At 63.0% G+C, this 14,035-nt stretch carries 12 protein-coding genes; 8 read left to right on the forward strand and 4 right to left on the reverse strand.

All coding sequences use genetic code 11. The features are described from left to right. Nucleotides 1-429, reverse strand: a 429-nt coding sequence (locus tag QZ213_RS13725; RefSeq protein WP_291686616.1) for an ABC transporter permease, incomplete at its 3' end; no start/stop codon positions are given. A gap of 166 nt (nucleotides 430-595) precedes the next feature. Beyond that, a complete protein-coding gene (locus QZ213_RS13730; protein WP_291686617.1) occupies nucleotides 596-2,191 on the reverse strand; it encodes an ABC transporter substrate-binding protein in 1,596 nt (531 codons plus the stop codon). Nucleotides 2,192-2,393: 202 nt separating this feature from the next. Between QZ213_RS13730 and QZ213_RS13735 the strand changes: the two genes are divergently transcribed. From QZ213_RS13735 to QZ213_RS13760, 6 genes are all read left to right on the forward strand, one after another. Further along, nucleotides 2,394-3,647, forward strand: coding sequence for an FAD-dependent oxidoreductase (locus tag QZ213_RS13735; protein WP_291686618.1), 1,254 nt, complete (start codon nucleotides 2,394-2,396; stop codon nucleotides 3,645-3,647). A gap of 113 nt (nucleotides 3,648-3,760) precedes the next feature. After that, entirely contained in the window at nucleotides 3,761-4,015 is a 255-nt protein-coding gene (locus tag QZ213_RS13740) for a DUF6489 family protein (protein WP_291686619.1), read from the forward strand. A gap of 2 nt (nucleotides 4,016-4,017) precedes the next feature. Further along, entirely contained in the window at nucleotides 4,018-4,815 is a 798-nt protein-coding gene (locus tag QZ213_RS13745) for an alpha/beta hydrolase (RefSeq protein ID WP_291686620.1), read from the forward strand. 79 nt (nucleotides 4,816-4,894) lie between these two features. Then, complete coding sequence (locus QZ213_RS13750; protein ID WP_291686621.1) at nucleotides 4,895-6,442, forward strand: wax ester/triacylglycerol synthase family O-acyltransferase; 1,548 nt, start codon at nucleotides 4,895-4,897, stop codon at nucleotides 6,440-6,442. A 23-nt stretch (nucleotides 6,443-6,465) separates the two neighbouring features. Then, entirely contained in the window at nucleotides 6,466-7,461 is a 996-nt protein-coding gene (locus QZ213_RS13755; RefSeq protein WP_291686622.1) for an alpha/beta hydrolase, read from the forward strand. Between the two features lie 218 nt (nucleotides 7,462-7,679). Continuing rightward, on the forward strand, nucleotides 7,680-10,910 hold the full coding sequence (locus QZ213_RS13760) for a cytochrome P450 (RefSeq protein ID WP_291686623.1): 3,231 nt from the start codon (nucleotides 7,680-7,682) through the stop codon (nucleotides 10,908-10,910). Between the two features lie 98 nt (nucleotides 10,911-11,008). Here the strand turns inward: QZ213_RS13760 and QZ213_RS13765 are convergent, their stop codons facing one another. Together QZ213_RS13765 and QZ213_RS13770 are read right to left on the reverse strand one after the other, a co-directional pair. Further along, nucleotides 11,009-11,416 carry a GFA family protein gene (locus QZ213_RS13765; protein WP_291686624.1) on the reverse strand — a complete coding sequence of 136 codons (408 nt, stop codon included), beginning with the start codon at nucleotides 11,414-11,416 and terminating at the stop codon, nucleotides 11,009-11,011. A 28-nt stretch (nucleotides 11,417-11,444) separates the two neighbouring features. Then, a complete protein-coding gene (locus tag QZ213_RS13770) occupies nucleotides 11,445-12,368 on the reverse strand; it encodes an alpha/beta hydrolase (RefSeq protein WP_291686625.1) in 924 nt (307 codons plus the stop codon). 175 nt (nucleotides 12,369-12,543) lie between these two features. Here QZ213_RS13770 and QZ213_RS13775 point away from each other — a divergent pair, with 175 nt between their 5' ends. Further along, complete coding sequence (locus QZ213_RS13775; protein ID WP_291686626.1) at nucleotides 12,544-12,930, forward strand: hypothetical protein; 387 nt, start codon at nucleotides 12,544-12,546, stop codon at nucleotides 12,928-12,930. After that, entirely contained in the window at nucleotides 12,927-14,009 is a 1,083-nt protein-coding gene (locus QZ213_RS13780; protein ID WP_291686627.1) for an alpha/beta fold hydrolase, read from the forward strand. Before QZ213_RS13775 ends, QZ213_RS13780 begins: the two co-directional genes overlap by 4 nt. Nucleotides 14,010-14,035 lie beyond the last annotated feature (26 nt).

Raw genomic sequence — 14,035 nt, forward strand, 5'->3', positions numbered from 1 at the left:
GGTCGGCAGCGAGATTCCGATCAGCGAAATCGCCTGGAAAACTTTCGCCAGCAGCGAGTCGCGCCGCAGCGCCGAATAGACGCCCATCAGGATGCCGAATACCACCGCCAGAACGGTGGCGCAGATCGCAAGCTCCAGCGTTGCCGGCATTCGTTCTTTCAGCAGGCTCGCGACCGGCTGACGGAACTGATACGATACTCCGAACTTGAATTGCGCGGCGTTTGCCAGATAACGCGCGAACTGCACCGGCACGGGATCGTCAAGCCCAAGGGATTTGTGGATCTCGGCGCGCTCGGCGGCCGAGGTGTCGATGGCGACCATCTGGTTGACCGGATCGCCGGCGAAACGGAACATCGAGAACGAGATGATCCCGACCGCGATCATGACGCCGATGGCCTGGATCGCCCGGCGCAGAGTGAAAGCGAGCATGTGATCCTTTCACTTCTTTTCTGACGGGGCGCGCATCAACCGCACTCGGGTATACCCGAGTTCGGCGGATTTGGAGTTCCAAGTCGGCAACAGCCGACTTGGATCGCGAGCCCGAAACGAAAAGTCCCGGAAGCGCGAAGCCACCGGGACGGTATGCTGAAATTGCCTACTCCTGTTTGGACGCCCAGTACAGCAGGACCTGGTTGTCTGCGCGCTGGGTCAGTTTCACTTTTTTCGACACGCCCCACGCCAGAGCCTGCTGGTGAAGCGGGATATATCCATAGTCGTTCGCCTCGATTTCGAATGCCTGTTTGATCAACTGGTCTCGCTTGGCCGTGTCGGTCTCAAGCAGGACCTGGTCGGCAAGCGCGTCGAGCTTCTTGTTGCAGTAGCCGCCGAGATTGGCTTCGCCGCGCGGGGATTTCGGGTCCTCGCGGCAGCCCATGATGTCGTAAAGAACGTTCTGGGAATCCATCGTCGCCGGGGTCCAGCCCAAGAGAAAAAGCGAAGTCTGGAAACCGCCAGGCTTAAGCACCTTGGCGAAGTATAGCTGCTTGGGTTGCGCCAACAGGGTTACCTTGACGCCGATCCGGGCCAGCATGCCGACCACCGCCTGGCAGATCGCGGCGTCATTGACGTAACGGTCGTTCGGACAATCCAGCGTGACTTCGAAACCGTCCGGGTAACCTGCTTCGGTCAAAAGCTTCTTGGCGCCGTCGGGATCGAATTTCGGCCGCGTGAAATCCTTCGAGAGCGCGAACAACTGCGGCGCGACCATCAGCGCCGACGGCGTCGACAGCCCGCGCATCACACGGTTCTTGATCAGCTCGATGTCGACCGCCTTGTAGAACGCCTCGCGGACGCGGATATCCTTGAAGGGGTTTTTGCCCTTGACGTTGGAATACAGCAATTCGTCGCGGACCTGGTCCATGCCGAGGAAAATCGTGCGCAGTTCCGGTCCGGTCATGACCGTTGCGTTGCCGCTGGCATTCACCCGCGCGATATCCTGGATTGGAACCGGCTCGATGACGTCGACCTCTCCGGACAGCAACGCGGCGACCCGCGTCGCATCGGAGCCGATCGGGGTAAAGATGATTTCCTTGAGATTATGCTCGGGCTTGCGCCACCAGTTCGGATTGGGCTTGAATACGGTTTTTACGCCGGGCTGATGGCTCTCGATGTAGAAGGGGCCGGTGCCGTTTTCGTTGAGCGAGGCGTAGCTCGGCGTGGTTGCCGAGGCGGGTGTCGGGGCAACGGAGTTGTGTTCCTCGCACCACTTCTTGTCCATGATGTACCAGGCATCCCATTGCGAAATCAGAATGGGGTTCGGCGAGTCCAGCTTCACATCGACGGTGTAGTCGTCGATCTTGATGAACTTGGCGTCGGCTGGAACGTTGGTCCCGAAATTCGAGCCCTTGGCGCGCACGCGATCGGCGGAAAAGATCACGTCGTCAGCGGTGAAGGGGTCGCCATTGTGGAATTTGACGCCCTTGCGCAGGTGAAAGCGCCAGCGGGTCGGCTCCGGCGTTTCCCAGCTTTCCGCCAGCGCCGGGACGATCTTCAATTCCTTGTCGCGGGTGGTCAGGCCTTCATAGACATGGGCATGATGCGCGATGGTGGTGGTTTCCTTGAGCGTGTAGGGGTCGAGCGATTTGAGGTCGCCCTGGTTGGCGTAGCGCAGCGTCTGGCTTGAAGCCGGCGACATCGCAAAAGCGACGACTAGACTGATGGTCGCTGCAAGCAAGCTTTGACGTACCGACATTTGTTCTTGTTCTCCGCTTTGGCGCAGTGTTCGTTTCCGCATAACGGACGGCTCCGGCCGATCCATGTTGCCAGAGTGTTTGGCCGCCGCGCAAGCGCGATTTCCCCTGAAGCCAGGCCGGTTTGCGCGACGCCGCCGCAATCGCTAGCTTCAGTCTAGGCGGCGAGAGCGCGCGCGTGACATCGAACTTTCGGAGTGCGGGATGGCGGAACTAAAGGCCGATGTCCTCGTACTGGGTGCGGGGATGGTCGGCGTCAGCGCCGCCTTGCATTTGCAGCAGCGGGGGCGGGACGTCATCCTGGTCGACCGGCACGAACTCGCCGGTGAAGAGACGAGCCATGGAAATGCGGGGCTGATCGAATGCGCTTCGGTTTTTCCTTACATGTTTCCGCGGGATTTCCGGCAGATCCTGCAATACGCTGTCAACAGCGCGCCGCAGGTGCGCTACCGGTTCTCGGATCTGCCGAGCTTCCTGCCGTGGTTGCTGCGCTATTATCTTGCATCCTCCAAAGAGAGGATGCTGCACAGCGCGCTTGCCGAGTTGCCGTTGATCCGGCGCAGCCTGATCGAGCATGAGGCGCTGATCGCGGAGGCCGGAGTGCCGGAGTTGTTGCGGCGGACCGGCTGGATCAAGCTGTTTCGCTCCGATGCGACGCTTGCAAACGCGGGCGCCGAACTGGAGCGCGCCAGGCAGTACGGCGTCGCGGGCGAGGTGCTCGATGCAAAAGCGATCGCGGCGCGCGAGCCCAATCTGACGGGAGAATTTGCGGGCGCGGTGTATCTGCCCGCGCCCGGATTCGTTCCCGATCCCGGCGGGCTCGCAAAGGCCTATGCGGCGCTGTTCAAGCGCAAGGGCGGACGCTTTCGCGTCGGCGACGCGCGAACGCTTCAACGGGATGTCGCCGGCTGGCGGCTCGCCGGACCCGACGGAGCCGTGGTCGCGCGCGAAGCCGTGGTGGCGCTGGGGCCGTGGTCCGATCAGGTATTTCGGCCGCTCGGCTATGCCATCCCGCTCGGTGTCAAGCGCGGGTATCATTTGCATCTTGCGCCGCGCGGCAATGCGGTACTGCATCATCCCGTGCTCGATACCGATCTCGGCTATCTGCTGGCGCCGATGAACCGCGGCATTCGTCTCACCACCGGCGTGGAGTTCGCCCGCCGCGATGCGCCGCCGACCCCTATCCAGCTACAGCGCTCGCTGCCGCGGGCGCGCCAATTGTTTCCGCTGGGTGAGGCGATCGACGCCACCCCTTGGGTGGGCGCGCGGCCGTGCCTGCCGGATATGCTGCCGGTGATCGGCAGGGCGCCGCGCCACCCCTCGCTCTGGTTCGATTTCGGCCACCAGCACCACGGCCTGACGCTGGGTCCGGCGACCGGCCGGCTGCTGGCGGAAATGATGACCGGTGAGACGCCTTTTGCCGATCCCGGCCCCTTTGCCGTCGAGCGTTTCGGTTGACCATATCCGCCGAATCGAGGGCGGGAACAGCGCCTTAGCCTTAAGGTCGCTTGCGTCGCATGGTCCATCGTGTCGATACTGTGACAAGCCGTCAAATGCCGTCAGGAGCGGACATGAAGATTAACGTTGAAATAGACTGCACGCCGCTGGAAGCCCGGCAGTTCTTCGGGTTGCCGGATGTGCAGCCGATGCAGACCGCGGTCATGGACAACCTCCAGAAGCAGATGATGGCCAACATCGAAAAGGTGTCTCCGGAAGCGCTGATGCAGAGCTGGTTCACCTTCGATCCGAAGATCGCCGAGCGATTCCAGGACATGTTCGTGACCATGGCAGGCCTCGGCGGCAAGAAATCCAGCGACAAGAAATAGCGATGCCGGTTGACGGAAGCGATCCTCCGCCTTCGGAACGGCTGCGTCCGCCGGGTCTCGGCCTCTTGCTCGCCGAAGCGCGGGGCATTTTCGAATTCAACGCCAGCCTTCTGCTTTCGCCGCTGTTGATGCGCGCGCCGCGGGGCGACGGTCATCCGGTCCTGACATTGCCGGGCTTCCTCGCCAGCGACCTGTCGATGGCGCCGATGCGCAGATATCTGTCTGAACTCGGGTACGATTCCTACGCGTGGCGGATGGGCCGCAACACCGGCGGCATTTCGCGCATGCGCGCCGCCCTTCGCGACCGGCTTGCCGAGATTTACGCTGCCACCTCCCGCAAGGTCTCGCTGGTCGGCTGGAGCCTCGGCGGCGTCTATGCGCGCGACCTGGCGCTGCAGGCGCCGGAGATGGTGCGATATGTCGTGACGCTGGGAAGCCCGTTCGCCAACGACGTCAGAGCGACCAACGCCACGCGGCTTTACGAGGCGCTGTCGGGCGAAGCGGTCGAGGACAATTCCGAGCTTCGCCAGGCCATTGCCGGCGACCTTCCGGTTCCGACCACGTCGATCTATTCGCGCAGCGATGGCATCGTGAACTGGCGAACCTGCCTGCTGCGCCCTTCCGCAACCGCCGAAAACATCGAGGTGCACCTTGCGAGTCATGTCGGGCTCGGGGTGAACCCGGCCGCGCTGTGGGCGGTGGCCGATCGCCTGGCGCAAGGGGAAGGCCAATTCCGGCAATTTGATCGTTCGGGGCCGTTTGCCATTGCGTATGCGCCCCCGGAAAATGCACAATCCTGATTAAATGTCCTGAAAACGGGACCGTCTGAACGCCAGAAGCGCCACCAAGGCGCCGCGCGATCGATAGCGGGAGGGAACTATGGGTGAGGCGAAAAAGCTGTCCTCGATGGACGCGTCGTTTCTCTATCTGGAAACGCCGGAAATGCCGATGCATGTCGGGAGCATGGCGATCTTCCGCCTGCCCGAGGACTACAAGGGCGACTTCTTCGAGGACTTCAAGGCGATGATCGCCTCGCGGCTGCACGTCGCGCCGATCCTCAAAGCGCGGCTGGAAAAGGCGCCGCTCGATATCGATCATCCCTCCTGGGTCGAGGACGACCAGTTCGATATCGACCGCCATATCTTCCGCGGCAGCCTTCCGGCGCCACACGATCGCGCCACGCTGGAGCGCATCGTCGGCTGGATGCACGCCAAACTTCTCAACCGCGCCCGTCCGCTGTGGGAGTTTTACGTTTTCGAAGGCATGAAGGACAATGAGATCGGGCTTTACTCCAAGATGCATCACGCCTGCATCGACGGCGGCGCAGGCGCGGCGCTGACCAACATGATCTACGACGTGACGCCGATCCCGAGAAAGATCGATCCACCGACCGCGCGCGCCAAGGTCGGGCAGGAGCCGCGCGACATCGCCGCCAATCTGCTGGATTCCTACCAGCAGCTCTGGACCCAGCCGTTCGATGCGTCGGCGGCCGCCAAGGGCATCGACCTGCCGCGCTCCGGAAAAAGCGATCTCGGATCGATCCTGTTCGACAACGCGATGTTCCAGATCGAGAATGCGGTGAAGTTCACCGGCAGCATTCCGACCATGCTGAAGAGCGTCTCCGACGTGGTCGGAAAAATCTCCGATCCGAAATCGCGCGACAGTATCGCCAGCATGATGTCGCCGCCGACCGTCCTGAACAAGTCGATCTCGTCGGAACGCAGCTTTGCCGGCGTATCGATTCCGCTCTCCCGCGCCAAGGCGCTGGCCAAGCAGGCCGGCGGCAAGCTGAACGACGTGGTGCTGGCGGTCTCGAGCGGCGTGGTGCGGCGTTATCTTTCGGAGCGCGGTGCGCTGCCGGCGAAATCGATGACGGCCGCGGTGCCGATCTCGCTGCGCGAGGAGGGCAACACCGACGCCAACAACCAGGTGTTCGGCATGATCTGCTCGATCGCCACCAATATCGAGGATCCCAAGGCGCGGCTGCAGGCGATCATCGCGCAATCCACCAAATCCAAGGAGATGTCGCATCCGTTGCGGGCCTTGATGCCGCAGGTTTCCAACGTCTCCATGCTGGGTGCGCCGATCCTGGTCCAGATTCTCGCGCTGTTGTACAGCCGCTCCAGCCTGTCGGACGTGCTGCCGCCGGCGGCGAACATCACGGTCTCCAACGTGCCGGGGCCGCGGCAGACGCTGTATGCGGCGGGCGCGGAACTGCTGCACATCTTCCCGGTGTCGATCTCGACCCATGGGCTTGCGCTCAACATCACCGTGCAGAGCTACCGGGATCAATTGGATTTCGGTTTCATTTCCGGCGCCAACATCATTCCGCATGTCCAGGTGCTCTGTGACATGCTGCCGGAGGAATTTGCCAACCTCGAAGCCGCGTTCGCGCCGCCGGCCGATCTAAAGAGCGCGGCGAGTTGATCCCGGTAACAAGTGAGTTGACCATGATTGAAATGCCGCCGCTGCAGTTCGCCCAGACCAACGGGATTCGGATGGGCTATTACGAGGCCGGCCCGAAAACCGACAAGCCGCCGGTGGTTCTCTGCCACGGCTGGCCGGAGATTGCGTTTTCCTGGCGCCACCAGATCAAGGCGCTGGGCGAGGCCGGCATTCGCGTGATCGCGCCGGACCAGCGCGGCTACGGCTCGACCGACCGGCCGGAGCCCGTGGAAGATTACGACATAGAGCATCTGACCGGCGATCTCGTCGGCCTGCTCGACCATCTCAAGATCGACAAGGCGATCTTCGTCGGCCATGACTGGGGCGGCTTTGTCGTCTGGCAGATGCCGTTGCGGCATCTCGCTCGCGTCGCCGGCGTCGTCGGGATCAACACCCCGCACATGGACCGCGCACCGGCCGACCCGATCGAACTGTTCCGCAAGCGGTTCGGCGATCAAATGTACATCGTGCAGTTTCAAAACCCCGCGCGCGAGGCCGACAAGATCTTCAACGGCCGGGTCGAGCAGACGTTTGATGCCTTCATGCGCAAACCGGTCCCGCGCAGCGACGACGCGCCGGCCGAACAGCCGGTCGCCGGCGTCGGCGCCTCGCCCCGGCTCAATCTGGCGTTTCCGCAGATGATCGCCGGTTACGACGCCAAACACGATCCGCGCACGCCGATCCTGTCGCCGGAGGAAAAGCGGGTGTTCGTCGATACCTTCACCAAGTCCGGCTTCACCGGCGGCATCAACTGGTACCGCAACATGTCGCGCAACTGGCAGCGCGCGGCCGGGCTCGACCATACCATTCGGGTGCCGGCGCTGATGATCATGGCCGAAAACGATCACGTGCTCCCGCCTTCGGCGGCCGACGGCATGGAGAAGATCGTGCCCGATCTGGAAAAGTATCTGGTTCGCGGCAGCGGCCATTGGACGCAGCAGGAAAAGCCGGACGTGGTCAGCGCCAAGCTGATCGAATGGCGTAGAAAGCGATTCGGGTAGGGACCGGCCTCACACCGTCATTGCGAGGAGCGAAGCGACTTGTGCCGTCATTCCGGGGCGATGCGAAGCATCGAGCTACGATGTGCAATTGCACATCGGAGAATCCCGAGTTCCGGGTCTGGTCCTTCGGACCAACCCGGAATGACGGTTCTTGGATCGCTTCGCTCGCAATGTAAGAGTGTGGCCGGTTGCAAGTGAGGCAGGGGAAATAATCGAAAATGGCGTCGACCAACCGACTGAGCCCGATTCCGCAGCCGCCGACCAAGCCGGTGGTCGGCAACATGCTGTCGCTGGATTCGACCGCGCCGGTTCAAAATCTGGCCCGGCTGGCCAGGGAATTGGGCCCGATCTTCTGGCTCGACATGATGGGCGCGCCGCTGGTCATCGTCTCCGGTCACGACCTCGTCAACGAGCTCTCTGACGAGAAGCGTTTCGACAAGACGGTGCGCGGACCGCTGCGCCGGGTGCGCGCGATCGGCGGCGACGGCCTGTTCACCGCCGATACGACCGAGCCGAACTGGAGCAAGGCGCACAACATCCTGCTGCAGCCGTTCGGCAACCGCGCCATGCAGTCCTATCACCCGAGCATGGTCGACATCGCCGAGCAACTGGTCAAGAAATGGGAACGGCTCAACGCCGACGAGGAGATCGACGTCGTTCACGACATGACCGCGCTGACGCTCGATACCATCGGGCTGTGCGGCTTCGACTATCGGTTCAACTCGTTCTATCGCCGCGACTATCATCCCTTCGTGGAGTCACTGGTACGCTCGCTCGAGACCATCATGATGATCCGCGGCCTGCCGCTGGAAAATCTCTGGATGCAGAAGCGCAGGCGCGATCTCGCCGCCGATGTCGCCTTCATGAACAAGATGGTCGACGAGATCGTCGCCGAACGCCGCAAGAACGCCGAGGCGGCCTCCGACAAGAAGGACATGCTGGCGGCCATGATGACCGGCGTCGACCGCTCCAGCGGCGGGCAGCTCGACGACGTCAACATCCGCTACCAGATCAACACCTTCCTGATCGCGGGGCACGAAACCACTAGCGGGCTGTTGTCGTGCACGCTCTATGCACTGCTGAAACATCCCGACGTGCTCAAGAAGGCCTACGAGGAAGTCGATCGCGTGCTCGGGCCCGACATCCATGCCAGGCCGACCTATCAGCAAGTGACGCAACTCACCTACATTACGCAGATATTGAAAGAGGCGCTGCGGCTATGGCCGCCCGCGCCGGCCTACGGGATTGCGCCACTCAAGGACGAGACCATCGGCGGCCAATACAAGCTCAAGAAGAACACGTTTATCACGGTGCTGGTGCTGGCGCTGCATCGGGATCCAAGCGTCTGGGGACCCAATCCCGACGCGTTCGATCCGGAGAATTTCAGCCGCGAGGCCGAGGCCGCGCGCCCGGTCAATGCCTGGAAGCCGTTCGGCAACGGCCAGCGCGCCTGCATCGGCCGCGGCTTTGCGATGCATGAGGCGGCGCTCGCGATCGGCATGATCCTGCAGCGCTTCAGGCTGATCGACATCAATCGCTACCAGATGCACCTGAAGGAAACGCTGACGATCAAGCCGGACGGATTCAAGATCAAGGTCCGCCCGCGCAGCGAGAGGGAGCGCGGTACTCATACCGGCGCGACTGCCGCGGCCGCGCCGGTCGCTGCGGCAGCCCGCGCGCGCGCCCGTCCGGGACACAATACGCCGCTGCTCGTGCTCTACGGATCGAACCTCGGTACGGCGGAAGAGCTCGCGACCCGCGTCGCCGATCTCGCCGAGGTCAATGGGTTTGCGACCAAACTCGCAGCCCTCGACGATTACGCCGGCAAATTGCCGGAGCAAGGCGGTGTGCTGATCTTCTGCGCTTCCTACAACGGCGCGCCGCCCGACAACGCCACGCAGTTTGTGAACTGGCTTCGCGGTGACCTGCCAAAGGATGCCTTTGCAAAGCTGCGCTACGCGGTGTTCGGCTGTGGTAACAGCGACTGGGCCGCGACCTATCAGTCGATCCCGCGGCTGATCGACGAGCGGTTGGCGGCGCATGGGGCGCGGGCCGTGTATGCGCGCGGCGAGGGCGACGCCCGCAGCGATCTCGACGGCGAGTTCGACAGCTGGTTCGCCAAGCTGGCACCGCTGGCGACCAGGGAATTCGGCATCGAGCAGGCCTTCAGCAGAAGCGCCGAGGATGAACCGCTTTACCGGATCGAGCCGGTGGCGCCGTCGGTGTCCAGCGCCGTTGTCGCGCTCGGCGGCGCTTCGCCGATGAAGGTCCTGATCAACCGCGAATTGCAGAACAAGACCGGCGCCAATGCCTCCGCAAGGTCCACCCGGCACATCGAGGTGCAACTGCCGCCTGATATCAGCTACCGGGTCGGCGATCACCTCAGCGTGGTGCCGCGCAATGACCCGGCGCTGGTGGATGCCGTGGCGCGCCGGTTCGGGTTTCTGCCGGCCGACCAGATCCGGCTGCAGGTGGCCGAAGGCCGCCGCGCGCAATTGCCGGTCGGCGATGCCGTATCGGTCGGGCGGCTGTTGACGGATTTCGTCGAGCTGCAGCAGGTCGCGACCCGCAAGCAGATCCAGATCATGTCGGAGCACACGCGTTGTCCGGTTACAAAACCGAAGCTCGTGGCCTATCTCGGCGACGATGCCGCCTCGAGCGAACGCTATCGCGCCGAAATCCTGGGCAAGCGCAAGTCGGTGTTCGATCTTCTGGAGGAGCACCCCGCGTGCGAGCTTCCGTTCCACGCTTATCTCGAAATGCTGTCGCTGCTGGCGCCGCGGTATTATTCGATCTCGTCGTCGCCGTCGGTCGATCGGTCGCGCTGCAGCGTCACCGTCGCCGTGGTCGAAGGCCTCGCGAGTTCAGGCCGCGGCGTCTACAAGGGCGTCTGCTCGAATTATCTCGCCGGCCGCCGCGAGAACGAAACCGTCTATGCCACGGTGCGCGAAACCAAGGCCGGCTTCCGCTTGCCCGATGATGCTTCGATGCCGATCATCATGATCGGCCCCGGAACAGGTTTGGCGCCGTTCCGCGGCTTCCTGCAGGAGCGCGCGGCGCTGAAGGCCAAAGGTGCGAGCCTCGGCCCCGCCATGCTGTTCTTCGGCTGCCGCCATCCCGAACAGGATTTTCTCTATGCCGACGAGCTTACGGCGTTCGAAGCCGCCGGCATCACCGAACTGCACACCGCCTTCTCGCGCGCGGAGGGGCCAAAGACCTATGTGCAGCATCTGGTCGCGGCGAAAAAGGACCGCGTCTGGAGCCTGATCGAGCAGGGCGCGATCGTCTACGTCTGCGGCGACGGCGGCAGAATGGAGCCCGACGTCAAGGCCGCTCTGGTCGCGATCTATCGCGAACGCTCGGGCAGCGATGCCGGTGCCGCTCAGCGCTGGATCGACGAGCTCGGCGCGAAAAATCGCTATGTGCTCGACGTGTGGGCGGGCGGCTAGCTAAGACCAGCGTAGCCCGGATGGAGCGAAGCGTAATCCGGGACCACTGCGTTGGACGAAACCCGGATTACGCTTCGCTCCATCCGGGCTACGGCGTCCTATCTCTTCGGCAGCCTTTCAAAGGTCGGAATCCCCTCGGGGATCTGATGGAACGCCTGCTGGTCGATGGTGTAGATCGCCATCTGCGGGTTGCCGTAGAGGCCGGGATCGTCGAGCGTGCCGACCTTCAGGATCACCGCCGGCAGCCCCGGCCGCCGTGTGGTGAGATGCGTGCCGCATTCGGCGCAGAATTCCCGCGTCACCGCGCCTTCGAGATCGCTGCGGGTGAATTGCTTGGGCGTACCCCTGGTGTAGCTGAATCCGCCGACTGGCATCAGCATGAACATGTTGGGGGCGCCGCCCGAAATATATTGGCATTCGCGGCAATGGCATTGCGCCTTCATCATGGGCTCGCCCTCGGCCACGTAGCGCACCTGGCCGCAATAGCATCCGCCTTCCAGTTTCATTTCATCCTCCCTGTCTGGTTGTTTTTGTCTAATGCATCGCCTTCGCCGCCGCCGCGTGAGCATGCTGGTCGAGGGCGTCGATGACCCGCGGCCACATCGGGATCGGCAGCGCGTGTCCCATGCCTTCGATCATCAACAGTTTCGCGCCGTGGATGGAGGCCGCGGTGTCCTTGCCGCCGGCGGGGTGCACCAAGGGATCGACGGTGCCGTGGATGACAAGGGTGGGCGCCTTGACCTGACGCAGCCGCTCCTTGCGGCTGCCGGAGGCGAGGATGGCGCGGAGCTGGCGCGCGCGGCCGGCCGGGTTGGGTCCGCGGGCATAGATGCGTTCTCCCCGCGAACGGTCGAGTGCTTCGTCCTCCGGAAAGCTGCCGACCCGCAGCACTTTCCAGGTCTTCTGGAAGCGCGCCAGAAATTCCTCTTTGGTGGTCGGCGCCGGTTCCATCAGCAGTGCGAGGGCTGCCCGGGACGGCGGCGGAATGCGGGGGTTTCCGGTCGTCGACATGATCGAGGTCAGCGAGCGCACCCGCTGCGGAAACGAGATTGCGATTTCCTGGGCGATCATGCCGCCCATCGAGAGGCCGACCACATGCGCCGACCTGATGCCGAGAGCGTCCATTAGCCCGACGGTGTCCTCGGCCATGTCGCGCAGATTGTAGGGTGCCACGACCGGGATTTTCAGAAACCGCTGCTTCAGCAGTTCCATCGGGGTCAGGCGCCCGCCGCCGGAGAGGTGACTGGACTTGCCCATGTCGCGGTTGTCGAAACGGATCACGCGAAACCCGCGCGCGGCGAGCTGGCTGCAGAAATCGTCGTCCCACAGCACCATCTGGGCGCCGAGACCCATGATCAGCAGCATCGGCTCCGCATTGGCGTCGCCAAAGATCTCGTAACAGAGGTCGATGCCGTTGACGTGGGCGATCTGCGGCGGCTGATGGGCGGGTGAATTCACCTTGGCTGTTCCCTCAGGACTGGGAGTGCGATGATGACTCTATGACATGGTTTTTCGCGCTGCAGAAGGCTTCCCGGCCGGGCAAATCGGCGGCCGCAATGTTGACCGTCCCGCCGCAACAGTGTGGTATGCTGCAAAACAAGCGAGATACTCGCGATCATGCCGGAGGGCGCCAATGGCAGACAAGAGCAACGATCCGGTCGCGATCTGGCAAAACATGGTCGGCGAGATGGAGAAGGGATTCAACGCCTTCGCCAGCAAGGCGCTGGAGTCGCCCGAAATCAGCAAGGTCGTCAATCAGGTCGGCGGGGTCTCGGCGGGCGCGCAGAAGCAGCTCGGCGACATGATGGAAAAATATCTCGCCAACATGAACCTGCCGAGCCGGGCGCAGATGGTCGGGATCGCCGAGCGCCTGCAGGGGATCGAAGGGCAGCTGAACGAGATCAAGGCCCAGTTGCATCAGCTCCACAACAATGCCGGCGCAGCGGGCAGCTCGTATCCGGCTGCGCCAAAACCGCCACGGACCAAACGTCCGCCTTCCGCTGGTGGAGCGCCAAAATGAACGCGCCTGCTGGCCTCGATCTGGCATCGCTCCCGGAGCGGATCCAGTCCGAGGTGCAGCGCGCGATCCAGCGCAGCATCAAGGGCGTCGAATATATCGCCTCCTCGGGGCCGTCGCTCGGATCGACGCCGAAGGACATCCTGAACGTCCGCGGCACCATGAATCTCTATCACTATCGGCCGATCGCGGATGAAATCTACCGGGTGCCGATCCTGATCGTGATGGCGACCACCAACCGCGGCTACATCCTCGACATGGTGCCGGGCCAGAGCTTCATCGAGTTTCTGCTGAAGCGGGGCTACGACGTCTACATGCTGGACTGGACCGCGCCGAAGCCGGAGGAGAAGTCATTGCGGATGGAGGACTACGTCCTCGACTTCATTCCGGATTGCGTGCGCCATGTGCAGCGAGATTCCGGCGAGACCGACATCACCGTGATCGGCTATTGCTTCGGCGGCGTGCTGTCGCTGCTCTACGGCTCGATCTTCGCCGGCGGACCGATGAAGAACCTGATCTGCTTCACCACGCCGGTCGACTTCCGCGAGATGAAGCTGTTCCAGAATTTTTCGGACAAGCGCTATTTCGACGTCGACCGGCTGGTCGACAGCGTCGGCAACGTTCCGCCCGAGATGATCCTGTCATCGTTCGAGATGCTGCGGCCGGCGTCGCGCGCCGCGAGCCAGGTGCAATTGTGGGAAAACATCTGGAACGACGAATATGTCAAATCGTACCGCATGTTCGACCGCTGGGCGACCGACACGCTGCCGCTGGCCGGTGAGTATTTCCGCACCATCACCAAAGACCTGATGTGGGACAACAAGCTCTACAACGACACCATGTCGGTCGGCGGGCGGAAAGCCGATATCTCCAGCCTCAAGGTGCCGTTCCTGCACGCGGTCGCCGAGCACGACCACATCGTACCCTACGATGCCGCCAAGCCATTGGTCCAGAAAATCGGCTCGACCGACAAGGAAGAGGTGATCCTCAAGGGCGGCCACGTCAGCCTGGTCGCCGGCGCCAACGCCATCAAGCGGCTGTGGCCGAAACTCGATTCATGGCTATGCGAAAGATCGACATGAGCGAAACCCGTCCCTATCCACGCCGC

Source organism: Bradyrhizobium sp., assembly GCF_017881085.1.
Classification (GTDB): Bacteria; Pseudomonadota; Alphaproteobacteria; order Rhizobiales; family Xanthobacteraceae; genus Bradyrhizobium.

Bases quoted from the DNA above. Each gene is read 5' to 3' on its own strand.
- QZ213_RS13755 (WP_291686622.1), top strand. From the start codon at position 6,466: ATGATTGAAATGCCGCCGCTGCAGTTCGCCCAGACCAACGGGATTCGG.
- QZ213_RS13730 (WP_291686617.1), bottom strand. From the start codon at position 2,191: ATGTCGGTACGTCAAAGCTTGCTTGCAGCGACCATCAGTCTAGTCGTC.
- QZ213_RS13740 (WP_291686619.1), top strand. From the start codon at position 3,761: ATGAAGATTAACGTTGAAATAGACTGCACGCCGCTGGAAGCCCGGCAG.
- QZ213_RS13780 (WP_291686627.1), top strand. From the start codon at position 12,927: ATGAACGCGCCTGCTGGCCTCGATCTGGCATCGCTCCCGGAGCGGATC.
- QZ213_RS13735 (WP_291686618.1), top strand. From the start codon at position 2,394: ATGGCGGAACTAAAGGCCGATGTCCTCGTACTGGGTGCGGGGATGGTC.
- QZ213_RS13745 (WP_291686620.1), top strand. From the start codon at position 4,018: ATGCCGGTTGACGGAAGCGATCCTCCGCCTTCGGAACGGCTGCGTCCG.
- QZ213_RS13750 (WP_291686621.1), top strand. From the start codon at position 4,895: ATGGGTGAGGCGAAAAAGCTGTCCTCGATGGACGCGTCGTTTCTCTAT.
- QZ213_RS13775 (WP_291686626.1), top strand. From the start codon at position 12,544: ATGGCAGACAAGAGCAACGATCCGGTCGCGATCTGGCAAAACATGGTC.
- QZ213_RS13760 (WP_291686623.1), top strand. From the start codon at position 7,680: ATGGCGTCGACCAACCGACTGAGCCCGATTCCGCAGCCGCCGACCAAG.
- QZ213_RS13765 (WP_291686624.1), bottom strand. From the start codon at position 11,416: ATGAAACTGGAAGGCGGATGCTATTGCGGCCAGGTGCGCTACGTGGCC.